Raw genomic sequence first — 24,643 nt, forward strand, 5'->3', positions numbered from 1 at the left:
GCCGGTCAGCTCTTGGCCGCCTTCTTCACCAGGACCACCACGGCGGCCGCGATGCCGACCACCACCAGCAGCTTGATCACGATCGAGAGCAGTGCGCCGACGACGCCGAACACGAAGGCGACGATGTTCCAGGCCAGCACCAGGACCAGCACCGGGATGACGATGTTGCGCACCCAGGAGGGCAGCGACTTCCAGAGCTCAGCCATGTCGGTTCCTCTTCTCCCCTCGGGTCGGCCGCCGTCCGGTGCCGCATCCCGCTTGCTTTCGGTACTTCGATCGTACGGTGGCGCGAGTGCCGGAACGAGGCCCAACGGCCCGGAGAGAACCCCGAGATCCCCCCGATCCCGACCCCCCGGGTGACCCCCGAGAATTCCTCCGTCGCGGCACAACCCCCGGCCTTCCGGAACGTCCTACCTAGTGCCGGGACCATGCCCTCCCGGCGCCGTCTACCAGGGGGGAACCCGACCCATGCGGGCCAGCACAGCCATGTCCACCGCCGCTCTCGCGGCGCTCAGCCTCACCGTCGCGGCCCTCGCCGCGGTGCCCGCGACCGCCGCCCCGGCGGCCGCCACCGCTGCCGCCGACACAGCCCCCGGCACCACCGCACCGGCCGGATTCGTCGGGATGGCCCCGAAGCGCGTCCTGGACACCCGCGACTCCAACCAGGTCCCGGAGACCCGCACCGCGCGGCCGCTCCAGGAGGGCCAGTACTTCTCCACCCCGATCGCGACCGGCTGCCACAGCCACCCCCCGCAGGAGTGCTACGGCGTCGTCCCGGCCGACGCCACGGCCGTGGTGGTCAACGTGACGGTGACCGACCCGACCGCCGACAGCTTCGTGACGGTCAGCGGCACCCCCGGCACGCCGGGCACCAAGCCCGCCACCTCCAGCATCAACTTCAGGGCCGGCCAGACCATCTCCAACCTGGTCACGGTCGCGACCGGCCCGGTCAACCGCTTCGTCCCGTGGCTCACCCTGTACAACAACGCGGGCACCGCCCACGTGGTGCTCGACGTGGTCGGCTACTACACCCCCACCGCGACCGACAAGTACGGCCCCCTGACCCCCACCCGGATCGCCGACAGCCGCGACAACGGCACCGCCGGCCGGCTCCGCGGCGACGAGATGCGCTCGTACCTGGTCGCCAGCCCCGAGCTGGGGACCGCGGACGCCACCTCGGTGATCCTCAACATCACCGCGACGGAGGGCACCTGGGACAGCTTCCTGACCGCGTACCCGACCGGGACGATCCGGCCCACCAATGGCTCGAACGTCAACTTCCCGGCGGGCACGACGGTTTCGAACCGCGTCGTGGTTCCGGTCGGGCCCGACGGGAGGATCAACCTCTACAACCACGCCGGCTGGGTGCACGTCATCGTCGACGTCGTCGGCTACTACGGACCGTCCGGGAAGGGCCTGTTCAGCGCGCTCAAGACCCCGGTGCGGGCCTTCGACTCCCGGAACGGCAACTCGGTGGCCACCGGGTCGACCGAGCAGGTCCAGGCCGTCCCCACCGACGGCTCCGTGCCGAACGCCATGGGGGTCGAAACGAACATCACGGCCACCAACGTCCTCGCGGACGGCCACCTCACCGTCTTCCCCGGGCCCGGCCAGGCGCCGAACACCTCCACCCTCAACGTGAGGGCGGCGCGGGACACCTCCAACTCGGCGACCACCGCGGTGACCCCCGAGGGCAGGTTCTCCGTCTTCAACCACGGGTTCGGACTGGACCTCATCGCCGACGTGAACGGCTACTACGTCACCGGCTGATCCGGCCACGATCCCGCCCGGCCCGCCGGCCCCGGAGCACCCGGGTCGGCGGGCCGGGCGGGGCCCGGGACGAGCGGCGTCCGGGCCCCCGCCGGGAATTCCGCCGGAGGGGCACAACCCCGGGCGGCCCGATGCGTCCAACCAGTACTGGAAGCAAGCCCGTCCAGCACCGTCGACCCCCGGGGGGATCCGATCATGCGGGCCAGAACAGCCATGTCCCTCGCCGCCCTGGCGGCGCTCGTCCTCACCGCCCCGGCCCTCGCCGCCGTCCCGGCGACCGCCGCACCCGCCGCCTCGCCGGCCACGGCCGCGGCAGCCGGAACCACCACGCCGGCGGGCTTCGTCGGGATCGCCCCGACCCGGGTCCTGGACACCCGCGACTACAACCAGGTCCCGACGCACGACCACGGCAAACTCGGAGCGGGCGAGTACTACCGGACTCCGCTGGCGACGGTCTGCGGCCACCACCCGCCGTTCCCCTGCACCTCCCCCGTGCCGACGGAGAGCACGGCCGTGCTGGTCAACGTCACGGTGACCAACCCGACCGCCGACGGCTACGTGTCGCTCAGTTCCGCCGCGGGCGCGGCCGGCACCGCGCCCGCCACCTCCAGCATCAACTTCAGGGCGGGCCAGACCGTCTCGAACCTGGTCACGGTCGCCGTCGGCGACCTGTGGAGCTCCGGATACACCCGGACGGTCACCCTCTACAACAACGCGGGCACCACCGACGTGGTGCTCGACGTGGTCGGCTACTACACCCCCACCGCGACCGACAAGTACGGCCCGCTGGCCCCGACCCGGATCGCCGACAGCCGCAGCGACGGCACCGGCCGGCTCGGCGGCGACGCGGTGCGCACGTACCAGGTCGCCCGCCCCGAGCTGGGGACCGCGGACGCCACCTCGGTGATCCTCAACGTCACCGCGACCGACGGCTCCTGGGACAGCTTCCTGACCGCCTACCCGACCGGGACGGCCCGGCCCGTCAACGGCTCGAACGTCAACTTCCCGGTGGGGTCGACCGTCGCGAACCAGGTCGTGGTGCCGGTCGGGGCGGACGGGAAGATCGACCTCTACAACCGCGCCGGCTGGGTACACGTCATCGTCGATGTGGTCGGCTCCTACGGGCCGTCCGGAAAGGGCCTGTTCAGCGCGCTCAAGACCCCGGTCCGGAACCTCGACACCCGGGACATCGGCGGCAGGCTCCAACGGGGAGCCACGGCGACCGTCCGGGCCGTACCGACGGACGGCTCCGTCCCGAACGTCCTGGGCGTCGAGGCCAACGTCACGATCACCGACGTCACCGAGGCCGGCCACCTCACGGTGTTCCCGGGCGGGGGCCAGCCGCCGAACACCTCCACCGTCAACGTCGAACCCGGGCAGACCATCGCCAACTCGGCGACCACCGGGGTCACCGGCGGGGGCACCTACTCGGTCTTCGACCACGGCGGCCCGGTGAGCGTCGTCGCCGACCTGACCGGCTACTTCGTCACCGGCTGAGCCGCGCCCGCCCGCGCCGCCCGCCCGCGGTCCCGCACGTCGTCCGGACGCTCCGGACGACGTGCGGGCGCCGCCCGGACGGCTCAGACCGGCCAGCGCTCGCCGCGCCAGGCGGCGTCCCAGAACATCCACTCGTAGCGCGAGGTGGTCACGAAGTGCCCGACCACCTTCCGGCGTTCGGCCGCGGACAGCTCCTCGCCCAGCCGGTCGGTGAGCGCCAGCACCCGGCGGACCACCGACTGGAAGGCCTCGTCGCCGTAGGTGGAGATCCACTTGGCGTACAGCGGGTCGGGCGAGCCCTGGGCGAGCAGCGCCTCGCCGACCCGGGCGTAGATCCAGTAGCAGGGCAGCACCGCGCCGAGCGCCTCGGCGAAGGAGCCGCCGTAGACGGTGGCCAGCAGGTAGCTGGTGTAGGCCCGGGTGGTGGGCAGCACCGGCTCGGCGGCGGCCTCCTCGGCGCTGCCGCCGAAGGCGGTCAGGAACTCGGCGTGCATGCCCTGCTCGGCGGCCAGCGCGCCGACCGCGTCGTCGGCGAAGGCCCGGACGTCCTCCTCGCCGGGTGCCTTGGCGGCGCAGACGGCGAGCGCACGGGCGTAGTCGCGCAGGTAGTGCGAGTCCTGGACGACGAAGTGGCGGAAGGCCTCGCGCGGCAGGGTGCCGTCGGTGAGCCCGGCCAGGAAGGGGTGGGCGAGGATCTCGGCGTACACCGGCTCGATGGCCGCCCAGAGTTCTTCGGTCAGCGTCTTGGTGCTCATGACGCGACCCTAACCGCAGGGGCGGCCGGTCCTCCGGCCAGTGTGCCGCTGTCCGCCCCCGTCCCCGGGCCCGTCCGTCCACCTCCCGGACCAGGGGCATTCAGCACGACCCCGCCGTGTGGTGGTTCCGCCGGGAGGGTGGTTCCTGTCAGGCTTGGGCGGCATGAAGGGTTTCCTCATCAAGACACTGATCAACGCGGCGGCCATCTGGGTCGCCGCCTGGATCGTCAGCGGCATCCAACTCGCCCAGGGCAAGGCCGACTGGCAGCACAAGGCGCTGACGGTGCTCGGCGTCGCCGTCGTGTTCGGCGTGGTGAACTGGCTGATCAAGCCGGTGGTCAAGCTGTTCTCGTTCCCGCTGTTCATCCTCACGCTGGGACTGATCACCTTCGTGATCAACGCCCTGATGCTCCTGCTCACCTCCTGGGCCTCCGGGAAGCTGAGCCTGGACTTCCACGTGACCAACTTCGGCTCTGCGCTGGTCGGTTCACTGATCATCAGCCTGGTCGCGTGGGGCCTGCACCTGGCCCTGGACGACGACTGACCGGTGCCGTGCGGACGGCCGAAAGGGGCCCGCACCCGGGTGTTGCCACCGGGTACGGGCCCCTTCGCCGTTCCTGTGCGACCGCGGCCGGGACGATCACCCCGCGTTCTCACGCCCCTTGAGCAGGTCCGCGAGCTGGGCGTCGATGTCCCGCCCGGAGAACTCCTGCCCCATCGGCACCAGCCGGTCGGTCCGCGCCAGGAAGGCGATCAGCGGCGCGGACGAGGCGCACAGCAGGGCGTCCCCGTCGGGGGAGTGCAGCACGATGCGGACCTCCGAGAGCTCGTCGCCGACCGGGCGGATGTGCACGTCGCCCTCGCCCGCCGGTCCGCTGATCCCGTCGAGCAGCAGCTCCCGCGCGAAGTACCAGGTGACCGGGGCGTCGCCGGGCAGGTGGAAGGTGAGCCGGACGGCGTACGGGTCGTCGGCCTCGTACGCCAGGTCCACCGGGAGGCGGAAGGAGAGCTCGTGCGAGACCACGAGGTTCATCACCAGGTGACCCTGGACTGTGCTGTGCTGCATGGCGCCAGTACCTCTCGTTCTGCCCGCGCCGTCGGTTCGCTTGGTCCGATGGCGGCGGACATGTTTTCGACGGTTTTTGTGACGGTTTATGCAACCAATCCACGTTCGATCATCATCGTCCATGTTTGGGGATGTAGTGGACAAGGCGTGCTTTTTCAAATGGTGAACGAGCCGGAGCAGGTCCAGACCAAGTGGTGTCAGAAGATGAACGACGGACTCATCGCCCCGACCCCGCGCCGCAGTTGGCACGCGACGGAGACCAGCCGGTCGGCCCGCTCGACCGGGAGCGACAGGGCCATCGTGGCGACCACCGGGCCGATGGTGATCGGGACGGCCGCGCAGACCGTGCCGAGCGCGTACTCCTGACGCTCCAGCACCGGCATGGTCGGCCGCAGCGAGGCGAGCCGGCGCAGCACCGCGGTCTCGCCGGTGAGGGTCGACGGGGTGAGCCCGGCCGGCGGGTGGCGGGCGAGGTGGTCGCGGCGCTCCTCCTCGGGCAGCTGGCCGAGCAGGCACTGGCCGATGGCGTGCGCGTGGGCGGTGGCCCGGAAGTCCGCCCAGGGCTCGACGGCCGGGCGGTTCGGGTCCTCGGCCACGTCCACCACGTGGACCTCGCCGTCCCGGTACAGCGCGAAGTAGACCGCGGCGCCGAGCTCGTCCCGTAAGGACCGCATCCGCGTCCGCAGGTCGGGGTCGCCGCACCGGCCGCGGGAGCGGGCTATGCCGTCGAGCGCCTCCCCGTGGAAGAAGCGCCCCTCGGAGCGCCGCAGGTAGCCCTCGTGGGCCAGGGTCCGCAGCAGGTGGTAAGCCGTGCCGAGGGGCAGTTCGGCGGCCCGGGCCAGCTGCTTGGCGGTCGCGCCGCGCCGGAAGCCCCCGACGGCCTCCAGCAGCCGCAGCGCCCGCTGGACGGAGCCGATCAGGGTGGGCCCGCGGTCCGCCTCGGGCGGCCGCAGCACGGCGGGCCCGGCCTCCCGCGCCGGCCCGAGCGGTCGTGCCGCCTCGAACGGTTGCTCTCCGAACGGGTGCTCCCCGAACGGTCGTGCTGTCTCGAACGGTTGCGTCTTCTCGAACGGCTGTGCGATCCGATCCATGACACCCAACCCCCAGCCCGAGTCCCTCGTACAGGTCCGTGCCCAGAACGGGCATGCGGAACGAAACCTCCGATTTGCCCGATAGCTGCTCATTGCAGCACAGCGGGACCCCGAACGGATGCACCCGACCGGGTCGGCGTTTCGACCCGTTCCCGGCGTGTTTCGACCCGTTCCCCGGGTTTCGTTCCTCCCCCGGCGCGGGAGACTTCCGCACAACGCGCCAGTCCCGGAGGTGGCCATGGGCCCCGAGAACCGCACCGCGCCACCGCGCCCGGTCGTGAAGCGCACCGCGCGGGCGATCCTGCTGGAGCTGGACCCGGACGATCCGTACGGCCCGGCCTCGATCGTGCTGATCCGGCGGGTCCGGCCGGACTCGCCGCACCCGTACTGGATCACGCCCGGCGGCGGGGTCGAGCGGGAGGACCGGACGGTGGTCGAGGCGTTGCACCGCGAGGTGGACGAGGAGCTCGGCGGCAAGGTCGTGGACGTGGTGCCCGCCTTCGTCGACACCATCAGCCACACGCACCATGACGACGGCACCCCGCTGCACCCGCACGGGGTCAAGGTGCAGCACTTCTTCGTCTGCCGGCTCGCCTCGATGGACCTCGACCGACGGCACGGGCCCGAGGTGACCGATCCCAACGGCGAGTACGAGGTGGTCCGGCTGCCGTTCACCCGCGAGGGCGTCACCTCGGTCAACGTGGTCCCGCCCCGGCTGCGGGCGTACCTGGCGACCAACATCGAGGGCATCCGCGCGCTCCTCGCCCCCGACCTCGGGTGATCACACGGCGGCCGGGTCGCCGACCGGGTCGTGCCGGATCAGCTCGGCCGGGACCCCGGCCCGCAGCAGCACCCCGACGCCCCGGCGCACCATCGCCGGCGGCCCGCTGAGCACCGCCTCGCGACCGGACCACGGGCCGAACCGGCCCACCGCATCCGGCAGTTCGCCGGTCAGCAGCCCGCCGGCCAACAGTTCGCCACCCAGCGGACCCCCGGCGTGGCCGCCGCCGGAGAGCACCGGACGGACCGTCAACCAGGGGTGGCGAGCGGCCAGTTCGCGCAGCTCTTCCAGCGCGTACAGCTCCTCGGCCCGGCGGGCCCCGTAGAACACCTCGACCCGGCGGCCGGACGCACCGTGCTCGGCGACCTCCTCGACCAGGGCGCGGATCGGCGCGATCCCGGTGCCGCCGCCGAGGCAGAGCAGGTCCCGGCCGGCCGCGTGGTCGACGGTCATCGCGCCGGCCGCCGGGCCGAGCCGCAGCACGTCCCCGGGCGCGGCCCGGTGGACCAGCGCGTTGCTCACCCAGCCCGCCTGGACGGCCTTGACGTGGAAGGTCAGCAGCCCGTCCGGGCGGGGCGCGCCGGCGAAGGAGTAGTGCCGCCAGACCCGCGGCCACCAGGGCGTCTCCAGCGCGGTGTACTGCCCGGCCCGGAACGGGTAGGCCTGGTCCGGCCGGACGGTGACCACCGCGACGTCCCGGGTGCGGCGCTCGTGCCGGACGATCTCGCCCTGCCACCAGGCCGGCGAGGTGCGGGCGTCCTCCTCGGCGGCCTCGATCATGGCCGAGGAGATCATCCGGTAGGCGCGGCGCCAGGCCGACTCGGCCTCGGCGTCCCAGCGGTCGCCCGTGTACCGGGCCAGCGTTCCCACCAGACACTCCTCCACCACGGCGTAGTGCCCGGCCAGTGCCCCGTACCGGCGGTGGGACCGGCCGAGCCCGGCCAGCGTGGCGCGCAGGGCCGCCGGCCGGTCGAGCTCGCGGACCACGGCCAGCAGGGTGCGGAACAGCCGCTCGCGGTGGACGTCCATGGCGGCGGGGAAGGACGAGCGGAGCTCGGGGTGGCGCAGGAAGAGCAGCGCGAAGAAGTGCGCGGTGGCCCGGTCGGCGACCGGCTCGACGGCGGCGAGGCCGGCCCGGACCAGCCCGACCTCCCGGGCGGTGAGCGGCCGGCGGGCGGTGGCCGGGTCCTGCCCGGCGGCGGGGAGCGCGGCGGCGGGCTGCCCGGCGGGGGTCCGTACGCCCCAGGCGTCGCTCCACCGGTCGCCCGGGCCGACCCGGTTGAGGCCGGGAGCGTCGGCGAACAGCGGGCGGAAGTCGGCGGCGGGGGCGGGAGCGGGAGCCGGGGCGTGGACGTGGACGTGGGCCGGAGCCGGGACGAACGGCGGTTGCAGCGGCCGGACGGGCTCCAGCAGCGACACCGGCGGCAGCACCTCCGTCGGTGCCTCCGCCGCCACCAGCGGCGGCAGGTCCGGCGGGGCCACGGGCATCGGCGGGGCCAGGGGCGCAGGCGGGTCCAGGGGCACCGGCGGGGCCAGGGGCACCGGCGGGGCCAGGGGCACCGGCGGCCGGGCGACCGCCTCCCGCGACGGGCCCCCGTCGGGCGCGGACTGCCGCAGGCCCGGGACGGACGAGACCCCCGCCGAGCCGTGCCCGGTACGGACCAGGACTGTTCCGCGGGACTTCACCGCTACGTTTCGAGTACCCAAGAGAATCGTTTCGCCCTCCGGCCGGCCTGCGCCACCACCTGGCTTGTCGCTACTGGCGCCAAGGCAGCGTGGCACGACCCGACCGACCGACCGACGAATCACGCGAAGCCCGGACATCCGGGCCCGGAACGCGCTACTCTCCCCGCCCCCGGTCGCCCCGGGTGTCCATCCGCACACCCAGGGCAACCGGAGAGCCGGGCTCGACGGCGGTCCTCAGAGCTGCCGCAGCAGCATCCCCGGCTGCTCCACACAGTCCGCGACGAACCGCAGGAAACCGCCCGCCGTCCCGCCGTCGCAGACCCGGTGGTCGAAGGTGAACGACAGCTGGGTCACCTCGCGGACCGCCAACTCCCCCTGGTGGACCCAGGGTTTGGCGACGATCCGGCCGACCCCGAGCATCGCCGCCTCCGGGTGGTTGAGGATCGGGGTCGAGCCGTCCACGCCGAACACCCCGTAGTTGTTCAACGTGAAGGTGCCGCCGGTCAGTTCGGCCGGGGTGAGCGCGCCGCTGCGCGCCGCCTCGGTCAACCGGCCCAGCTCCTCGCCGAGTTGCCCGGTGCTGCGGTTCTGCGCGTCCCGCACCACCGGGACGACCAGCCCGCGCTCGCCCTGCGCGGCGAAGCCCAGGTGCACCGCCGAGTGCCGGACGATGCCCGAACCGTCCTCGGTCACCGAGGAGTTGAGCTCCGGGAAGCGCGCCAGGGCGACGGTGCAGATCCGCGCCAGCAGCGCCAGCACGCTCACCTTCGGCCCCGGTGTGGCGTTCAACTGCCGCCGTAGCGCCATGAGTTCGGTGGCATCGGCGTCCACCCAGCAGGTCGCCGCCGGGATCTCCCGGTGGCTGCGGCTCAGCTTCTCGGCCACCGCCTTGCGCAGCCCGCGCAGCGGGACCACGCCGTCCTGCCCGGCGGGCCCGGCGGGCGCCGGAGCGGCCACCGTGGCCGCGACCGCCCGTTCGACGTCCGCGCGCATGATCAGTCCGTCCGGCCCGCTCCCGGTGAGCGCGGCCAGGTCGACCCCCTGATCCCGGGCCAGCCGCCGCACCAGCGGCGAGATCACCGGCACCACCGCCGGCCCGGCCGGGACGACCGGAGCCCGCACGGCCACGGCACCGACGGCGACCACGGCCGAGGCCGAGGCCGAGGCCGGTGCCCCGACCCGGCGCCGCCGCCCGCCCCGGCCCGGCTCGGCGACCCCGAACCCGACCAACGGCCGCTCCACCTCGGCAGAGGCGGAGGCAGCGGCAGGTGCAGCGGCAGAGCCCGGCCCCGCCGCATCCTCCGGCCCGCTCCCCGCCGCCGGCGCCACCGCGACCGTCACCAGCGGCGCGCCCACGGCGATCTCCTCGCCCACCTCGCCGTACCGCGCGGTGACCACCCCGCCGTACGGGCAGGGCACCTCCACCACGGCCTTGGCGGTCTCCACCTCCACCACCGGCTGGTCGACCGCGATCACCTCGCCGACCTCGACCATCCAGCGCACCACCTCGGCCCCGGTGAGCCCCTCACCGAGATCGGGCAGCCGGAACTCCCGTACGACGGGCATCATCCTCGGTCCTCCCACTGCAGCCGGGCGACCGCGTCCAGGATCCGGTCCACCCCGGGCAGGTGGTGGTGCTCCAGCATCGGCGGCGGGTACGGGACGTCGAAGCCGGTGACCCGCAGCACGGGCGCGGCCAGGTGGTGGAAGCAGCGCTCGGTGACCCGGGCGGCGATCTCCGCGCCGGTGCCGCCGAAGCCGCTCGCCTCGTGCACCACCACGGCCCGGCCGAGCGAGCGCACCACCTGGCAGACCGTCTCGTCGTCGAACGGCACCAGGGTGCGCAGGTCCAGCACCGCGAGGTCCCGGCCCTCGGACTGCGCCGCCTCCGCCGCCGCCAGGCAGACCGGCAGCGAGGGGCCGTAGGTGATCAGCACGGCGGAGGTGCCGGTGCGCCGCAGCACCGCCCGGCCGATCGGCTCGACCGGTGCGTCCGGGTCGAACTCGGCCTTGCCCCAGTAGAGCCGCTTGGGCTCCAGGAACACCACCGGGTCGTCGGAGGCGATCGAGGCGCGCAGCAGCCCGTACGCGTCGGCCACCGTCCCCGGGGTGACCACGTGCAGGCCGGGGGTGCTGGTGTAGTAGGCCTCGGAGGCGTCGCTGTGGTGCTCGACGCCGCCGATGCCCCCGCCGTACGGGATGCGGACGGTGATCGGCAGCGGGAGCCGGCCCGCCGTGCGGTTGCGCATCTTGGCGACGTGCGAGAACAGCTGCTCCAGCGCCGGGTAGGCGAAGGCGTCGAACTGCATCTCGACGACCGGGCGCAGCCCGTACATCGCCATGCCGATCGCGGTGCCGAGGATGCCGGCCTCGGCCAGCGGGGTGTCCAGGCAGCGCTCCGGTCCGAACTCGGCGGTGAGCCCGTCGGTGATCCGGAAGACCCCGCCGAGCGCGCCGACGTCCTCGCCGAGCACGTGCACCGCCGGGTCCTCGCGCATGGCGTCCCGCAGCGCGGAGTTGAGCGCCTGCGCCATCGAGGCGGTACGGACATCAGAGGGGCGCCGCGCAGAGGCTCCGCCAAGGGTGGGGGTGGGCGACGGGTGGGCCGTGCTCATCGGTCCGCCACCTCCGCCTCGGCGGCCAGCTCGGCGGCCAACTGGGCGGCCTGCTCGCGCAGTTGCGGGGTCGGCTCGGCGTAGACGTGGGCGAACAGCGACATCGGGTCCAGCTCCGGGTCGGTGTGGAACTCCGCCCGCATCCGGGCCGCCAGCGCCTCCGCCTCGTCGGCCGCCTCCCGCACCAGGCGGTCGTCCAGCGCGCCGAGTCCGCGCAGCGCCCGCTCCATCAGCAGGATCGGGTCGTGCTCGCGCCAGGCGGCCACCTCGGGCTCGGTGCGGTAGCGGGTGGCGTCGTCGGCGTTGGTGTGGGCGTCGATCCGGTAGGTCAGCGCCTCGACCAGGGTCGGGCCGCCGCCGGCCCGGGCCCGCTCGACCGCCTCGGTCAGCACCGAGTGCACGGCGGGCGCGTCGTTGCCGTCCACCAGCCGACCCGGCATCCCGTAGCCGACGGCCTTGTGGGCCAGGCTCGGCGCGGCGGACTGGGCGCTGAGCGGCACGGAGATCGCGTAGCCGTTGTTCTGCACCAGGAAGACCACCGGGGCGTCCAGCACGGCCGCGAAGTTCAGCGCCTCGTGGAAGTCGCCCTCGCTGGTGCCGCCGTCGCCGAGCATCGCCAGCGCCACCACCGGCTCGCCGCGCAGCCGGGCGGCGTGCGCCAGCCCGACGGCGTGCGGGGCCTGGGTGGCGAGCGGGGTGCAGAGCGGGGCGGTGCGGCTGGCCCGCGGGTCGTAGCCGGTGTGGGCGCTGCCGCGCAGCAGGGTCAGCGCCTCCAGCGGGTCGACGCCCCGGGAGACCACGGCGAGGGTGTCGCGGTAGCTGGGGAAGAGCCAGTCGTGCTCGCCGAGCACCAGCGCGGCGGCGACCTGGCAGGCCTCCTGGCCGGTGGACGCCGGGTAGACGGCGAGCCGGCCCTGCTTGGTCAGGGTGGTGGCCTGCTGGTTGTACCGGCGGCCGACGACCAGGCGGCGGTACAGCTCGCGCAGCAGGGCGGGGTCGTACTTCTCCAGCGCGGGGGTGCCGATCGCCCGGACGGGGGAGGGGTCCGGGAGGAGGGGTGCCGGATCGGTGCGCGGGGCGGTGGCCCCGGGCAGCCAACCGGGTACACCCGCGTGGTGTCTGTGGTCGAGAACGGTCATCTCGGGGCACCTCCAGGGGTTGCGGGGGCTCCCTACCGATTGTTCGGTCGTCTGTTCATCTTGACCAGAAGCGTGACAAGGTGGTGGACATTCGGCCTGTACGGCGGTCGACTGGTGGCAGTGCGTCCAATCGGTGGGGGTGGGGGGTCATGTCGGCTGAACAGATGTCCAGACTCGACCGGGTCGACCGGTCGATCCTGCGGCTGCTGCAGCAGGACGGTCGCGCCTCCATCCGCTCGGTGGCCGAGCGGGTGCACGTGTCCCGGGCCAACGCGTACGCCCGGATCTCCAGGATGGTCGAGGACGGCATCATCCGCGGCTTCACCGCCAGGGTGGACCACGAACGGGCCGGTCAGGCCGCGTCGGCGTACGTCACCCTGAAAATCGTCCAGAACTCCTGGCGGACGGTGCGCGAGCAGCTGCTGGAGCTGCCCGGGGTGGCACACATCGCGCTGGTCGGCGGGGACTTCGACGTCCTGCTGCTGGTGCACACCGCCGACAACAAGGCCCTGCGGGAGCTGGTGCTGGGCAGCATCCAGTCCATCCCGCAGGTGCTCGGCACCCGCACCATGCTGGTCTTCGAGGAGACCGACCAGGTGCCGCCGCTCTGAGGGGGGCTCCGCCTCGAGGGCGGGGCCCGGGCCCGGGGGAAGGACCGGTCAGCGCGCCCGCAGCCCGTCGAAGGCCAGGTGGACCACCGCGTCCGCGACCCCGTCGGCGGCCTTGAGCCCCGGCCGGTACCACTCCACGATCGAGTTGATCATCCCGAACAGCAGCCGGGTGGCCAGCCGCGGCTCCACGTCCGCGCGCAGCGCGCCGTCCGCGACCGCCGCCCGCAGCAGCTCGGCGACCTGGTGGTCGAAGTCCCGCCGGCGCTCCAGCGCCCACTGCTCGGTGGCCGTGTTGCCGCGCACCCGCAGCAGCAGCGTCACGTACGGCAGCTCGTCCAGCAGCACCTCGGCGGTGCGGCGCACCACGTGCTCCAGCCGCTCCACCGCCGGGCCCGCGACCGCCTCGGGCTCGGCCAGGATCGCGAACAGCCCGTCCAGCGCCCGGCCGACCGCCAGCCGCAGCAGCTCCTCCTTGCCGCGCACGTGGTGGTAGATGGAGGACTTGGAGATCCCGGCCGCCCGGGACAGGTCCTCCATCGAGGTGCCGTCGTAGCCGCGCTCGTTGAACACGTCGACGGTCACCGCGAGCAGTGACTCCACGGTGTAGGCGGTGCGCGTGGTGTGATCGGCCATCCTCCGAGTATCCCCGGCCGTCACCCCCGTCACGCGAGCGGGTCCGACTGGTCCACACCAACCAAGGGACGCCGACGGGGGCAGGCCCTAGACTCTGCGGACGATCCGTCCACGTCCAAGGCTGGGGACATGAACGCAATACCGGCAGTCGCCTCCGACGTGCCAGAGAAGCGCAGCGAGGAGCCGGAGGGACCCGCGCGCACCTGGCAGGAGCGCGGCCGGGCCCTGGTGGTCCGCTTCGGACCGGCGGTGTGGTGCTACGCGGTGCTGAAGCTGATCGGCTTCACCGTCTTCATGAAGCTGCTCTCCTTCTCCGGGGAGTACGCCAAGAAGCCGGCCCGGTTCGGCGGCGGCGCCAACCCCTGGGACGTGGTGGCCACCTGGGACGGCTGGTGGTACCAGCAGGTGGCTCGGTTCGGCTACCACCCGGCGCTCGTCCCGATACCGAACGGACCGGTCGGCTTCAGCGTCGAGCAGAACTCGGCCGCGTTCTTCCCGCTCTACCCCGGCCTGATGCGGATGACCTCGGACGTCACCGGCCTCGGCCTGTACGGCGCCGGGATGCTGGTCTCGGTGCTGGCCTCGCTGTTCGCCGCGGCCGGCATCTACGCCGTGGTGGAGAAGCTGACCGGCGACGCCCGCTCCGGTGTGATCGCGGCCGGCATCTGGGCGATCGCCCCGGGTTCCGGCGCCGAGTGGGCGGTCTACTCGGACTCCCTCTTCGTCGCGCTGGCCGCCTGGGCCTGCTACTGCGTGATGGCCAAGCAGTGGGTCGCGGCCGGGGTGATCACCCTGGTCGCCGGGCTCAACCGGCCGACCTCCGCGGCGCTGATCGGCGCGGTCGGCCTGGCCGCGCTGGTCGAGCTGTACCGCCGGGACAGCGGCGTCCTGCGCCCGCTGGCCGCGATGCTGCTGGCCCCGCTCGGCCTGCTCGGCTACGTGGGCTGGGTGGGCTGGCGGACCGGCGAGTGGGGCGGCTACTTCCGGCTGCAGCACGACGCCTGGCTGCACTACTTCGACTGGGGCCAGGGCACCTGGCACGCGATCCGCGGGGTGCTGCTGGGCCGCAGCGACTACCCCTTCGCCTTCCCGATACCGGACCTGTTCGCCACCCTGATCGTGCTCAGCCTGCCGATGCTGATCGTGCTGCTGGTCCGGCTGCGCCCGCCGCTGGTGCTGACCGCCTACACGCTGGCCACGATCGTCTCGGTGCTCGGCAGCCTGGGCATCTTCGGCAACGTCTCCCGCTACCTGCTGCCCGCGTTCCCGCTGTTCATCGCGCTGGCGGTGGGGATGCGCAAGCTGAGCCTGCCGGTGCTGGCCACCGTCCTGGGCACCGGCGCGGTCGCCTCCGGCTGGTACGCCGGGTACGTCATCTTCGAGCTGGGCGTGCCGTAGACCCGGACCACCCGAGCCCCCGGGGGCGCGTCCGCCACGGACGCGCCCCCGCGCGTTTCCCGGTGGATTCCTCCCACCACACCCTCGTGGCCCGACCGATCGTTCGGTTACTCTGTGACGTGTCCCGTCCTGCTTTCCGAGGCCCTCCGAGGAGCGCACAGATGTCCGCAGCGGTCACCCACCCCCTCGTCAGCGAGCTGGTCGAGCGCCACCAGGCCACCCTGGACGCCGCGCTCGCCGCCGCCGCCGAGCGCGACTACTGGTCGCCCTACCCCGAGTTCCCCAAGGCGTACGGCGAGAGCGGGCCGGCGGACGGCAAGGCCGCCTTCGACGCCCTGCTCGGCAGGCCCTTCACCCTCGAAGGCCACCCCACCGACGGCGACCAGGTCGGCGGCGAGGCCTCCCCGTACGGCGTCGAGCTGGGCATCACCTACCCGCACGCCGACCCGGACGCGCTGATCGCCGCGCTCACCGCCGCCCGCCCCGGCTGGGCCGCCGCGACCCCGCTGGAGCGCGCCGCCGTCTGCCTGGAGATCCTGCACCGGATCAACGCCCGCTCCCACGAGTTCGCCCAGGCCGTCATGCACACCACCGGCCAGGCCTACGGCATGGCCTTCCAGGCCGGCGGCCCGCACGCCCAGGACCGCGGCCTGGAGGCGGTCGCCTACGCGTACGCCGAGCAGACCCGGCTGCCGAAGCAGGCCGCCTGGACCAAGCCGCAGGGCAAGCGCGACCCGCTGGTGATGACCAAGGAGTTCACCGTCGTCCCGCGCGGCCTCGCGCTGCTGATCGGCTGCAACACCTTCCCCACCTGGAACGGCTACCCGGGCCTGTTCGCCTCGCTGGCCACCGGCAACCCCGTCCTGGTCAAGCCGCACCCGCGGGCCGTCCTGCCGCTCGCGCTGACCGTCGCCGTCGCCCGCGAGGTGCTCGCCGAGGCCGGCTTCGACCCGAACCTGGTCGTCCTGGCCGCCGAGCACGAGGGCGGCACCGTCGCCGCCGCCCTCGCGGTCCGCCCCGAGGTCAGGCTGATCGACTACACCGGCTCCACCGCCTTCGGCGACTGGCTGGAGGAGCACGCCAAGCAGGCGCAGGTGTACACCGAGAAGGCCGGCGTGAACGCCGTCGTCATCGACTCCACCGACGACTACAAGGGCATGCTGGGCAACCTGGCCTTCGCGCTCTCCCTCTACAGCGGCCAGATGTGCACCACCCCGCAGAACGTGCTGATCCCGCGCGGCGGCATCGCCACCGACCAGGGCGACAAGTCCTACGACCAGGTGGTCACCGACCTGGCCGGCGCCATCGAGGGCCTGCTCTCCGACGACGCCCGCGCCGCGGCGATCCTCGGCGCCGTGGTCAACCCCGGGGTGCTCCAGCGCTCGGCCGCCGCGGCCGGCGGCGAGTACGGCGAACTCGCCCTCGCCCCGCGCGCGGTGACCTCCCCGGACTTCCCCGGCGCGACCGTCCGCACCCCGGCGCTGGTCAAGCTGGACGCCGACAAGCCGGACGACCGCGCGGTCTTCCGCAGCGAGTGCTTCGGCCCGGTCTCCTTCGCCGTCGCCGTCGAATCCACCGCCGCCGCCGTCGAGTTGCTGCGCACCACGGTCCGCGAGAAGGGCGCCATGACGGCCTCCGGCTACACCACCTCGCCCGAGGTGGAGGCGCTGCTGGTCGAGGCCGCGCTGGACTCCGGCGTCTCGCTCTCGCTCAACCTGACCGGCGGCGTCTTCCCCAACCAGACCGCCGCCTTCTCCGACCTGCACGGCACCGGGGCCAACCCGGCCGCCAACTCGGCCTACTGCGACGGCGCGTTCGTCGCCAACCGGTTCCGCACGGTGGAGATCCGCCGGCACGCCTGAGCCGTTCACCCCCGTCACCGGGCCCCGGCGGTCACCCACCGCCGGGGCCCGGCGGTTCACAGCTCCGACGGCGCCCGCGATGATGGAGGCTGGGAGAACGCCGGGAACGGCGTACGACCGCCCTCCGAACAACGGGAGCTGATACATGGCCGTGAAGCCGACGACCGAAACCGACGTCCTGATCGTCGGCGCCGGACCGACCGGACTGCTGCTGGCCGGCGACCTCGCCGCCGCCGGAGTCGGCGTCACGGTACTGGAGAAGCGGGCCGCCGAGTCCAACCTCACCCGGGCCTTCGCCGTGCACGCCCGCAGCCTGGAGCTGCTGGACGCCCGGGGCCTGGCCGAGGAGCTGATCGCCACCGGCCGCCCGCTCGCCGAGCTGAGGATGTTCGACCGCTTCGGCATCGACCTCGCCGCGCTGCCCACCCGCTTCCCGTTCGTGCTGATCACCCCGCAGTACAACGTCGAACGGCTGCTGCTGGACCGCGCCGAGAAGGCCGGCGCGACCGTCCTGCGCGGCGCCGAGGTCACCGGGCTGCGCCAGGACGCCGAGGGCGTGACCCTGGAGACCCGGGACGGGCAGGGCCACCGCGCCGCGTACGCGGTCGCCACCGACGGCGTCCACTCCACCGTCCGCGACCTGCTGGGCATCCCGTTCCCCGGGGAGTCGGTGGTCGACTCGGTGGTGCTGGCCGACGTCCGGCTGGACCGCGAGCCCGCCCAGGCGATCACCGTCGGCGCCAACCAGGCCGGCTTCGCCTTCATCGCCCCGTTCGGCGACGGCTGGTTCCGGATCATCGCCTGGGACCGTGAGGAGCGGTACCCGGACGGCACCACCCCCTCCGCCGAGCAGCTCACCGCCCTCGTCCGGGCCATCCTCGGCGAGGACTACGGCCTGCACGAGGTGCGCTGGAGCTCCACCTTCCACAGCGACGAGCGGCAGGCCCCCAACTACCGCTCCGGCCGGGTCTTCCTGGCCGGCGACGCCGCGCACTGCCACTCCCCGGCCGGCGGCCAGGGCATGAACACCGGCCTCCAGGACGCCGCCAACCTCTCCTGGAAGCTCGCCGCGGCACTCCGGGGCCACGCCACCGACGCCCTCCTGGACACCTACCAGACCGAGCGGCACCCGGTCGGCAAGACGGTGCTGCGCACCTCCGGCGCGCTGATCCGGCTGGCCCTCGCCGAGTCCGCCCCCACCCGCGCCCTGCGCGGCGCGCTCACCGCGCTGGGCGGCCACCTCGACCCGGTCACCGAGCGCGGCGCCCGGCTGGTCTCCGGCATCGGCATCTCCTACCCCGCGCCCAAGGACGCCCACCCGCAGGTCGGCAAGCGCGTCCCGGACCTGCGGCTGACCGCCCTGAGCAAGCCCGTCGAGGGCGCCCCGGCCGCGCCCGAGCGGCTCTACGAGGCGCTGCGCGCCGGGACGTTCGTCCTGGTCAGCAATGACGAGCTGGCCGCCGCCGAGCCCTGGGCCGACCGCATGGTCTCCGCCGCCCCCGCCGACCCGCACGGCAAGCTGCGCGACACCGTCCTGCTGATCCGCCCGGACGGCTACGTCGCCTGGGCCGCCGTCGACCCCGGCCAGGGCGAGCTGCGCGCCGCCCTCACCGACTGGCTCGGCGCCCCGGCCTGACCACCCCCGGGCGGGCCCGCGACCACCGCGCGCCCGCCCGGCCCGTCGTTCGCCGGCCGCTCAGCCCCGGGCCTTCACATAGTGCCGCGCCGCCTTCGCCCGGTTCCCGCACACCGCCATCCGGCACCACCGCCGGCGGCCGTTCTGCGAGGTGTCGAAGAAGTACAGGACGCACGCCTCGTGCGCGCACTGCTTGATCCGCTGGGCGCCCCGGTCCAGCAGGTCCAGGAAGTCGTCCGCCGCCAGCCAGGAGGCCAGCCACTCGGGCCGGTCCACCTCGACGTGCGCGGTCGGCCCCTGCGGGCCGAGCTCCCGGCGCAGCCGCCCGTGGCCCAGCACACCGTTCAGCCGGGCCACCGCCTCCGGCCCCAACTGCCCCTGCCCGCACAGCTCCTGGACGGCATCGGCGATCACCTCACGGGTCTCCCGCAGGGCCGCGAGCCCCGACCCGGCGGCCCGGCAGCGGTCCGCGAGGCCGGCCGAGGAGAGCCAGATCGCGTAGCCGTCCGGTTCGGCGAGCAGGTCGTTGACGGGCGTTCCGGCCCAGCGCGTGTTGAGCAGGTCCAGTGCGAGCGGCTCACCGATCAGCGGTCGCGGGTCCCTCGGGTCCGGCTGCACGTCAGTCATCGCTCTCCCTCGGATCGGTCCGATTCTACGTCCGCCCCTTCCGCCCGGACTGGTCTGGACCGGCCCCGGAACCACGGTCATTCACTGTATGGAACCGCCGAGTTGGGGGCCCTCCACAGTTGACTGTTTTTTAGCAACGAATTGCCCGGCCATGAGCCAATTCGCACACGGGTTCTGTCATGTTCGAGCCAGCGTTCTCGACCCCCCTGAACGCCTGGTCCCTTGCCGGCCCCCCACAGCCGGCTGGAGGAGGATCCGTTGCGTCCCCGCTCCCTTGCCCTCGCCGCGGCGATAGCCGTGCTGCCGCTGACCGCCGTCTCGCTCGGTGTCTCCACCGCGCAGGCCGCCACTCCCAACGCCTCCCCGCGCGTCGCCCTGCCGAACACCGTGAACCCGGCGGTGGCCCACTCGGAGAAGAAGGGTGACGTCCCGGCCGCGCAGCAGATCTCGGTGTCCGTCAGCCTGAAGCTGCGCGACACCGACGCCCTGGACCGCTTCCTGACCGCCGTCACCACCCCGGGCGCCCCGGAGTACGGCCACTACCTGACGCCGGAGCAGTTCACCGCGCGGTTCGGCCCGACCCAGGCCGCCGTCGACCAGGTCCGGACGTACCTGGCCCAGCAGGGCCTGACCGTCTCCGACGTGAGCGCCAACCGCCAGGTGGTCAACGCCCGCGGCACCGCCGCCCAGGTCTCCCAGGCCTTCGGGACGCACGAGAGCGCGTACCTCGACCCGCAGCTCCAGCGCGCCTTCTTCGCCAACGACGCGGCCGCCTCGATCCCGTCCGACCTGGCCTCCGTGGTCCAGGGCGTCAGCGGCCTGGACAACCACGCGGTGCGCAAGAACCGCCTGGCCACCCCGAACGCGGTCGCCCCGAACTCGGTCACCCCGAACACGGCGACCGCGAGCCCGAGCGGCATGGCCCCGGCCCAGTACACCGGTGCGTACAACCTCAACAAGACCGGCGCGGACGGCACCGGCACCACGGTCGCGCTGTGGGAGTTCGACGGCTACCAGTCCTCGAACCTGACCACCTACGACTCCCAGTACGGCCTGTCCGGCCCGGCCGTCTCCACCGTCTCGGTGGACGGCGCCAACTACGACTCCGCCCCCGGCCAGGGCCAGGGCGAGGTCGAGCTGGACAGCGAGATCGTCCGCGGCGCGGCGCCCAAGGCCACCCAGCTGGTCTACGAGGCGCCCAACAGCGACCAGGGCGAGATCGACATGGCCAACAAGATCGTGACCGACAACAGGGTCTCGGTGGTCTCGATCTCCTGGGGCTCCTGCGAGCCGGACACCACCGCCGCCTCGATGACCGCGGTCGACAACGCCTTCAAGCAGGCCGCCGCCCAGGGCATCTCGATCTTCTCCGCCTCCGGCGACGACGGCTCCCGCGACTGCACCCGCTCCACCAGCGGCTCCGGCGTGAAGGCGGTCGACTTCCCGGCCTCCAGCCCGCACCAGACCGGCGTCGGCGGCACCAACCTCAAGGTCTCCAGCGGCAACGCCTACTCCTCGGAGAGCGCCTGGAGCACCGCCGGCGGCGGCGTCTCCACCGTGTTCGCCAAGCCGAGCTGGCAGACCGGCACCGGCGTCAGCGGCACCATGCGCACCGTCCCGGACGTCTCCTCCAACGCCGACCCGCAGAGCGGCTTCGCGATCTACACCGCCGGCGCCTGGCAGGTCTACGGCGGCACCAGCGCGGCCGCGCCGCTCTGGTCCGGCTACGCGGCCCAGTTCAACCAGAAGGCCAAGGCCGCCGGCCAGGCCGTCCTCGGCGAGGCGAGCCCGCGGCTGTACTCGGTGGCCAACGGCAGCGGCTACGGCAGCACCTTCCACGACGTGACCACCGGCGCCAACCAGGACTTCTCCGCCAAGGCCGGCTACGACCAGGTCACCGGCTGGGGCTCCCCGGTCGCCGACGCGCTGACCACCGCCCTGCTCGGCGGCGGCACCACCCCGCCGTCCGGCGGCTGCACCGCCGCCCAGCTGGTCGCCAACGGCGGCTTCGAGAGCGGCACCGCCTCCCCGTGGACCGCCTCCAGCGGCGTGGTCAGCAACAGCTCCTCCGAGGCCGCCCACTCGGGCAGCTGGAAGGCCTGGCTGGACGGCTACGGCTCGGCCCACACCGACACCCTGTCGCAGACCGTCTCGATCCCGGCCGGCTGCGCCTCCGCCAAGCTGACCTTCTGGCTGCACGTCGACACCGCGGAGACCGGCACCACCGCGTACGACAAGCTGACCGTCCAGGCCAACAGCACCACGCTGGCGACCTACTCCAACGTGGACGCCGCCGCCGGCTACGTCCAGCGCACCCTGGACCTGACCTCCTTCGCGGGCCAGACCGTGACCGTCAAGTTCACCGGCACCGAGGACTCCTCGCTGCAGACCAGCTTCGTGATCGACGACGTCGCGCTGAACGTCGGCTGACCACCGGCCGCACCACCGCACCACCCGATCCCCGCCGGGGCGGAGCCGTCAGGGCCCGCCCCGGCGGTGTCCGTCCCGGGCCCTGCCGGAGCCGTCCGCCGGCCCGGTCGGGCCCCGGTCAGCGGCCCGTGTTTCCGGACTGTTTCAAGATCGATAACCCTTCGGTCCACCTGCCGTGACCACTGTCATACGCACGACTGATGACGTAGCCTCTCGACCGTGCATAGGGTTCCCCAAAGCTCGGTGAAGCCGCTGGCGGCGCGCCCCGGCGCCGACCCGGTCCCGCCGAACTCACCTGGTGGGGAGGGTCACCGTATGGCCGCACAGCAACCTCAGGACGCCGCGCGGCTGCGGCTGGTCGGATCGCACACGGAGCGCCCGGGCCCGCCCGGGCCGCCCGGCCCGACTCCCGCCACCCCCGGACCGCCCCCCGGCCGGCTCGCCCCGGTCGGCGGCTTCGCGGACACCCTCCACCTGGCCATCGAGGCCAGCGGCCTCAGCCTGGACCGCATCCGCGCCGCCCTCGCCGGGCGCGGCGTCAGGGTCAGCGTCACGACCCTGAGCTACTGGCGGCGCGGCCGCAGCCAGCCCGAACGGGCCAGCTCGCTGCGCGCCGTCCACCTGCTGGAGGAGCTGCTCGGCCTGCCGCACAGCGCGCTCTCCTCGCTGCTCGGCCCGCCGCGCCCGCGCGGCCGCTGGGCCGCCGCGGCCAACACCTGCCACCTCGGGCTGGAGGACGTCTGGCCGGGCGAGCAGGAGATCGCCAACATCTTCGCCGAGCTGAACGCCCCGCCGGCCGGCGAGCTGGAGCGCCTGAGCATCCACGACTCCTACTACGTGGACGCCGAGCGGCGCGGCAACCTGCTGCGGATGCGCCAGGTGGTGCGCGCCACGGTCGGCGGCGTCGGCCGCTGCCTGGTGGTGCACATGGCCGACGAGGAGGCGGCCGGCTGCCCGGAGATCACCGCGGTGCGGCACGGCCGGCTGGGCCGGGTGCGCCGCCGCCCGGAGGCCGGGCTGATCGTCGGCGAGCTGATGCTGGACCGCCCGCTCGGCCTCGGCGACAGCACGGTCTTCGAGTACGAGGTGGAGATCCCGCCCGGCGGCCCGACCACGGAGTACAGCCGCCGCTTCGCCACCCCGGTGCGCGAGTACGTGCTCCAGGTGCACTTCGACCCGGCGGCCGTCCCGGCGCACTGCGAGCGCTACGACCGCGAGCCGGGGGCCGACGTCGACCACCGCCGCGAGCAGCTGTGGATCGGCGCCTCGGCGAGCGCCCACGTCCTGGCCCCGGACCAGCAGCCGGGCCACATCGGCATCCGCTGGGAGTGGGCGTAGCCCTTCCGCTCCTTCGAGACCCGCCGGACCTCACGGTCCGGCGGGTCTTTCGCATGCCCGCCCGAAGAGCTGACCCTCCCGACCCCCTGCACTGGTTGACGCTGCATCACCTAACTCCTACTCTCGTGAATACCGGTTAGGCAGCTGCCTCACCGGCAGCCGAAGCCTCCGGGAGTGACCAGGCATGTCCAGCACCGCCCAGCTCCGCACCCTGCAGACCGGCCACGTGGGCCTGAACGTCACCGACCTGGCCCGCTCGATCGCCTTCTACCGCGCCGTGTTCGGCCTCGACGTCACCGCCGAGGGCACCGACCCCGACCGCCGCTACGCCTTCCTCGGCCGCGACGGCCGCCTGGTGGTGACGCTCTGGCAGCAGAGCGCGGGCCGCTTCGCCCCCGGCAACCCCGGCCTGCACCACCTCTCCTTCGAGGTCGAGAGCCTCGACGAGGTCCGCGCCACCGAGCGGCTGCTGCACGAACTCGGCGCCGAGTTCGCCTACGACGGCGTCGTCCCGCACAGCGAGGGCTCGGCCTCCGGCGGCATCTTCTTCACCGACCCGGACGGCATCCGGCTGGAGGTCTACACCCGCACCGGCGTGGCCGGGACCGCGGCCGCCGCCCCCACCGCCACCGCCCCGACCTGCGGGTTCTTCTAGGAGCCGGGCCCGGCCATGACCACCACCAGCACGCCGTACCACCCCGGCGAGCGGGCCGCCCAGGCCCGGGCCGGCCGGACCGAGCGGGCCGACCACGCCGGCCGGTCGATCCGCCGCACCGTCCCGACCGTCGCCGCCCGCTTCCTGGCCGAGCGCCGGATGCTGGTCCTCGGCGCCGCCGACCGGGACGGCCGGATCTGGGCCACCCAGCTGGCCGGCCCGGCGGGCTTCCTCACCGCCCCGGACGAACGGACCATGGCCGTCGCCGCCCTCCCCGCCGGGGCCGACCCCCTCGCCGAGGCACTGGCCGGCCCCGCCCGGGTCGGCACGATCGCGCTGGACCCGGCCGGCCGGCGCCGGATGCGGCTCAACGGCCGCTCCGTCCCGGACGGCCGGGGCGGGCTGCGGGTGCACGCCGACGAGGTGGTCGCCAACTGCCCGAAGTACATCCAGCGCCGCACCCCGACGGACCGCCCCGCCGCCGGCCCGCCCCGTACGGTCGCCGCCGGCCCCGTACTGACCACCGCCCAGCGGCTGGCGGCGGCCACCGCGGACACCTTCTTCATCGCCAGCACCGGCCCGGACGGCAGCGTGGACGCCTCCCACCGCGGCGGCTTCCCCGGCTTCCTGGAGCCGGTGGCGCCGGACCGGCTGCGCTGGCCCGAGTACCCGGGCAACAGCATGTTCCTGACGCTCGGGAACCTGGAGCTGGACCCGCGGGCCGGCCTGCTGCTGCCCGACTGGGAGACCGGCGGGGCGCTGCTCGTCACCGGCGAGGCCCGCACCGACTGGTCCGAGGAGGCCCGGCAGGGCGTCCCGGGCGCCGAGCGGATGGTCGAACTGACCGTCACCGGCGTGCTCGAACTGGCCGACGCCACCCCGCTGACCTGGACCGACCCGGAGTACTCGCCCGCCATCCCGCGCTGACCCCGCCTCACGTCGCCTAGACCCTCCGCCCGACCCACGCCACGCCCGGGAGCCGAACGGGTCTCACCCGTTCGGCCTAATCCACCGTGACTCATCGCGCCCGCTTTGGGACTTTGGTCCGGATAA

The 24,643-nt window shown here is 73.6% G+C and carries 22 protein-coding genes; 12 read left to right on the plus strand and 10 right to left on the minus strand.

The features are described 5' to 3' along the window. Window positions 1-5: 5 nt before the first annotated feature. The gene (locus tag ACFY4B_RS23955; protein ID WP_049653234.1) at window positions 6-206 is read right to left on the minus strand and encodes a DUF5326 family protein; all 201 of its coding nucleotides are present in this window, start codon (window positions 204-206) and stop codon (window positions 6-8) included. A 262-nt stretch (window positions 207-468) separates the two neighbouring features. Here ACFY4B_RS23955 and ACFY4B_RS23960 point away from each other — a divergent pair, with 262 nt between their 5' ends. After that, window positions 469-1,770: a hypothetical protein gene (locus ACFY4B_RS23960; protein ID WP_387970845.1), complete on the plus strand. Its 1,302-nt coding sequence runs from the start codon at window positions 469-471 to the stop codon at window positions 1,768-1,770. Window positions 1,771-1,965: 195 nt separating this feature from the next. Beyond that, on the plus strand, window positions 1,966-3,267 hold the full coding sequence (locus tag ACFY4B_RS23965; protein ID WP_387970848.1) for a hypothetical protein: 1,302 nt from the start codon (window positions 1,966-1,968) through the stop codon (window positions 3,265-3,267). 83 nt (window positions 3,268-3,350) lie between these two features. Here ACFY4B_RS23965 and tenA read toward each other — a convergent pair whose 3' ends face one another. After that, window positions 3,351-4,022: a thiaminase II gene (tenA, locus tag ACFY4B_RS23970; RefSeq protein WP_049653239.1), complete on the minus strand. Its 672-nt coding sequence runs from the start codon at window positions 4,020-4,022 to the stop codon at window positions 3,351-3,353. A gap of 163 nt (window positions 4,023-4,185) precedes the next feature. Between tenA and ACFY4B_RS23975 the strand changes: the two genes are divergently transcribed. Beyond that, window positions 4,186-4,566, plus strand: coding sequence for a phage holin family protein (locus tag ACFY4B_RS23975; RefSeq protein WP_049653241.1), 381 nt, complete (start codon window positions 4,186-4,188; stop codon window positions 4,564-4,566). A gap of 96 nt (window positions 4,567-4,662) precedes the next feature. On the opposite strand, the gene ACFY4B_RS23980 is transcribed toward ACFY4B_RS23975, so the two are convergent. Next, window positions 4,663-5,088, minus strand: a complete 426-nt coding sequence (locus ACFY4B_RS23980) for an SsgA family sporulation/cell division regulator (RefSeq protein WP_049653243.1) — start codon at window positions 5,086-5,088, stop codon at window positions 4,663-4,665. 197 nt (window positions 5,089-5,285) lie between these two features. After that, window positions 5,286-6,179, minus strand: a complete 894-nt coding sequence (locus tag ACFY4B_RS23985; RefSeq protein WP_387970851.1) for an IclR family transcriptional regulator — start codon at window positions 6,177-6,179, stop codon at window positions 5,286-5,288. A gap of 238 nt (window positions 6,180-6,417) precedes the next feature. On the opposite strand from ACFY4B_RS23985, the gene ACFY4B_RS23990 reads away from it, so the two are divergent. After that, window positions 6,418-6,960, plus strand: a complete 543-nt coding sequence (locus ACFY4B_RS23990) for an NUDIX domain-containing protein (RefSeq protein ID WP_387970854.1) — start codon at window positions 6,418-6,420, stop codon at window positions 6,958-6,960. On the opposite strand, the gene ACFY4B_RS23995 is transcribed toward ACFY4B_RS23990, so the two are convergent. The 4 genes from ACFY4B_RS23995 to pdhA all read right to left on the minus strand — a co-directional run bounded on the left by ACFY4B_RS23995 (window position 6,961) and on the right by pdhA (window position 12,400). After that, on the minus strand, window positions 6,961-8,448 hold the full coding sequence (locus ACFY4B_RS23995) for a globin domain-containing protein (protein ID WP_387970856.1): 1,488 nt from the start codon (window positions 8,446-8,448) through the stop codon (window positions 6,961-6,963). It abuts the gene before it with no gap. 432 nt (window positions 8,449-8,880) lie between these two features. Beyond that, complete coding sequence (locus tag ACFY4B_RS24000; protein ID WP_387971009.1) at window positions 8,881-10,212, minus strand: dihydrolipoamide acetyltransferase family protein; 1,332 nt, start codon at window positions 10,210-10,212, stop codon at window positions 8,881-8,883. After that, complete coding sequence (locus ACFY4B_RS24005; RefSeq protein ID WP_387971012.1) at window positions 10,212-11,180, minus strand: alpha-ketoacid dehydrogenase subunit beta; 969 nt, start codon at window positions 11,178-11,180, stop codon at window positions 10,212-10,214. Before ACFY4B_RS24005 ends, ACFY4B_RS24000 begins: the two co-directional genes overlap by 1 nt. Before the next feature lie 77 nt (window positions 11,181-11,257). Further along, entirely contained in the window at window positions 11,258-12,400 is a 1,143-nt protein-coding gene (gene pdhA, locus ACFY4B_RS24010) for a pyruvate dehydrogenase (acetyl-transferring) E1 component subunit alpha (RefSeq protein ID WP_380740696.1), read from the minus strand. Between the two features lie 149 nt (window positions 12,401-12,549). On the opposite strand from pdhA, the gene ACFY4B_RS24015 reads away from it, so the two are divergent. After that, complete coding sequence (locus tag ACFY4B_RS24015) at window positions 12,550-13,011, plus strand: Lrp/AsnC family transcriptional regulator (RefSeq protein WP_049652805.1); 462 nt, start codon at window positions 12,550-12,552, stop codon at window positions 13,009-13,011. A 48-nt stretch (window positions 13,012-13,059) separates the two neighbouring features. On the opposite strand, the gene ACFY4B_RS24020 is transcribed toward ACFY4B_RS24015, so the two are convergent. Beyond that, window positions 13,060-13,644, minus strand: a complete 585-nt coding sequence (locus ACFY4B_RS24020) for a TetR/AcrR family transcriptional regulator (protein ID WP_049652808.1) — start codon at window positions 13,642-13,644, stop codon at window positions 13,060-13,062. A gap of 129 nt (window positions 13,645-13,773) precedes the next feature. Between ACFY4B_RS24020 and ACFY4B_RS24025 the strand changes: the two genes are divergently transcribed. From ACFY4B_RS24025 to ACFY4B_RS24035, 3 genes are all read left to right on the plus strand, one after another. Continuing rightward, window positions 13,774-15,042 carry a hypothetical protein gene (locus ACFY4B_RS24025; RefSeq protein ID WP_387970859.1) on the plus strand — a complete coding sequence of 423 codons (1,269 nt, stop codon included), beginning with the start codon at window positions 13,774-13,776 and terminating at the stop codon, window positions 15,040-15,042. 161 nt (window positions 15,043-15,203) lie between these two features. Then, window positions 15,204-16,904, plus strand: a complete 1,701-nt coding sequence (gene paaN, locus ACFY4B_RS24030) for a phenylacetic acid degradation protein PaaN (protein ID WP_387970861.1) — start codon at window positions 15,204-15,206, stop codon at window positions 16,902-16,904. 145 nt (window positions 16,905-17,049) lie between these two features. Then, entirely contained in the window at window positions 17,050-18,540 is a 1,491-nt protein-coding gene (locus ACFY4B_RS24035) for an FAD-dependent monooxygenase (RefSeq protein ID WP_117488781.1), read from the plus strand. A 60-nt stretch (window positions 18,541-18,600) separates the two neighbouring features. Here the strand turns inward: ACFY4B_RS24035 and ACFY4B_RS24040 are convergent, their stop codons facing one another. Then, entirely contained in the window at window positions 18,601-19,167 is a 567-nt protein-coding gene (locus ACFY4B_RS24040; RefSeq protein WP_387970865.1) for a CGNR zinc finger domain-containing protein, read from the minus strand. A 258-nt stretch (window positions 19,168-19,425) separates the two neighbouring features. On the opposite strand from ACFY4B_RS24040, the gene ACFY4B_RS24045 reads away from it, so the two are divergent. From ACFY4B_RS24045 to ACFY4B_RS24060, 4 genes are all read left to right on the plus strand, one after another. Beyond that, window positions 19,426-21,597 carry a protease pro-enzyme activation domain-containing protein gene (locus ACFY4B_RS24045; RefSeq protein WP_380780041.1) on the plus strand — a complete coding sequence of 724 codons (2,172 nt, stop codon included), beginning with the start codon at window positions 19,426-19,428 and terminating at the stop codon, window positions 21,595-21,597. 315 nt (window positions 21,598-21,912) lie between these two features. Continuing rightward, window positions 21,913-22,935, plus strand: a complete 1,023-nt coding sequence (locus ACFY4B_RS24050; protein WP_079272005.1) for a hypothetical protein — start codon at window positions 21,913-21,915, stop codon at window positions 22,933-22,935. A gap of 184 nt (window positions 22,936-23,119) precedes the next feature. Next, window positions 23,120-23,590 (plus strand): VOC family protein, encoded by a 471-nt coding sequence (locus ACFY4B_RS24055; RefSeq protein ID WP_387970868.1) that lies wholly within the window; start codon window positions 23,120-23,122, stop codon window positions 23,588-23,590. Window positions 23,591-23,605: 15 nt separating this feature from the next. Further along, window positions 23,606-24,517: a pyridoxamine 5'-phosphate oxidase family protein gene (locus ACFY4B_RS24060; RefSeq protein ID WP_387970871.1), complete on the plus strand. Its 912-nt coding sequence runs from the start codon at window positions 23,606-23,608 to the stop codon at window positions 24,515-24,517. The last annotated feature ends 126 nt before the right edge of the window (window positions 24,518-24,643 follow it).

The organism is Kitasatospora sp. NPDC001261, assembly GCF_042896795.1.
Classification (GTDB): Bacteria; Actinomycetota; Actinomycetes; order Streptomycetales; family Streptomycetaceae; genus Kitasatospora.

Coding starts and splice junctions, on each gene's coding strand:
- ACFY4B_RS24025 (WP_387970859.1), top strand. CDS start 13,774: ATGAACGCAATACCGGCAGTCGCCTCCGACGTGCCAGAGAAGCGCAGC.
- ACFY4B_RS23965 (WP_387970848.1), top strand. CDS start 1,966: ATGCGGGCCAGAACAGCCATGTCCCTCGCCGCCCTGGCGGCGCTCGTC.
- ACFY4B_RS24005 (WP_387971012.1), bottom strand. CDS start 11,180: ATGGCGCAGGCGCTCAACTCCGCGCTGCGGGACGCCATGCGCGAGGAC.
- ACFY4B_RS24040 (WP_387970865.1), bottom strand. CDS start 19,167: ATGACTGACGTGCAGCCGGACCCGAGGGACCCGCGACCGCTGATCGGT.
- ACFY4B_RS24020 (WP_049652808.1), bottom strand. CDS start 13,644: ATGGCCGATCACACCACGCGCACCGCCTACACCGTGGAGTCACTGCTC.
- pdhA (WP_380740696.1), bottom strand. CDS start 12,400: ATGACCGTTCTCGACCACAGACACCACGCGGGTGTACCCGGTTGGCTG.
- ACFY4B_RS24055 (WP_387970868.1), top strand. CDS start 23,120: ATGTCCAGCACCGCCCAGCTCCGCACCCTGCAGACCGGCCACGTGGGC.
- ACFY4B_RS23990 (WP_387970854.1), top strand. CDS start 6,418: ATGGGCCCCGAGAACCGCACCGCGCCACCGCGCCCGGTCGTGAAGCGC.
- ACFY4B_RS23980 (WP_049653243.1), bottom strand. CDS start 5,088: ATGCAGCACAGCACAGTCCAGGGTCACCTGGTGATGAACCTCGTGGTC.
- ACFY4B_RS23995 (WP_387970856.1), bottom strand. CDS start 8,448: ATGCCCGTGGCCCCGCCGGACCTGCCGCCGCTGGTGGCGGCGGAGGCA.
- ACFY4B_RS23960 (WP_387970845.1), top strand. CDS start 469: ATGCGGGCCAGCACAGCCATGTCCACCGCCGCTCTCGCGGCGCTCAGC.
- ACFY4B_RS23975 (WP_049653241.1), top strand. CDS start 4,186: ATGAAGGGTTTCCTCATCAAGACACTGATCAACGCGGCGGCCATCTGG.
- ACFY4B_RS24060 (WP_387970871.1), top strand. CDS start 23,606: ATGACCACCACCAGCACGCCGTACCACCCCGGCGAGCGGGCCGCCCAG.
- tenA (WP_049653239.1), bottom strand. CDS start 4,022: ATGAGCACCAAGACGCTGACCGAAGAACTCTGGGCGGCCATCGAGCCG.
- ACFY4B_RS24015 (WP_049652805.1), top strand. CDS start 12,550: ATGTCGGCTGAACAGATGTCCAGACTCGACCGGGTCGACCGGTCGATC.
- ACFY4B_RS24035 (WP_117488781.1), top strand. CDS start 17,050: ATGGCCGTGAAGCCGACGACCGAAACCGACGTCCTGATCGTCGGCGCC.
- ACFY4B_RS24050 (WP_079272005.1), top strand. CDS start 21,913: ATGGCCGCACAGCAACCTCAGGACGCCGCGCGGCTGCGGCTGGTCGGA.
- ACFY4B_RS23985 (WP_387970851.1), bottom strand. CDS start 6,179: ATGGATCGGATCGCACAGCCGTTCGAGAAGACGCAACCGTTCGAGACA.
- paaN (WP_387970861.1), top strand. CDS start 15,204: ATGTCCGCAGCGGTCACCCACCCCCTCGTCAGCGAGCTGGTCGAGCGC.
- ACFY4B_RS24000 (WP_387971009.1), bottom strand. CDS start 10,212: ATGCCCGTCGTACGGGAGTTCCGGCTGCCCGATCTCGGTGAGGGGCTC.
- ACFY4B_RS23955 (WP_049653234.1), bottom strand. CDS start 206: ATGGCTGAGCTCTGGAAGTCGCTGCCCTCCTGGGTGCGCAACATCGTC.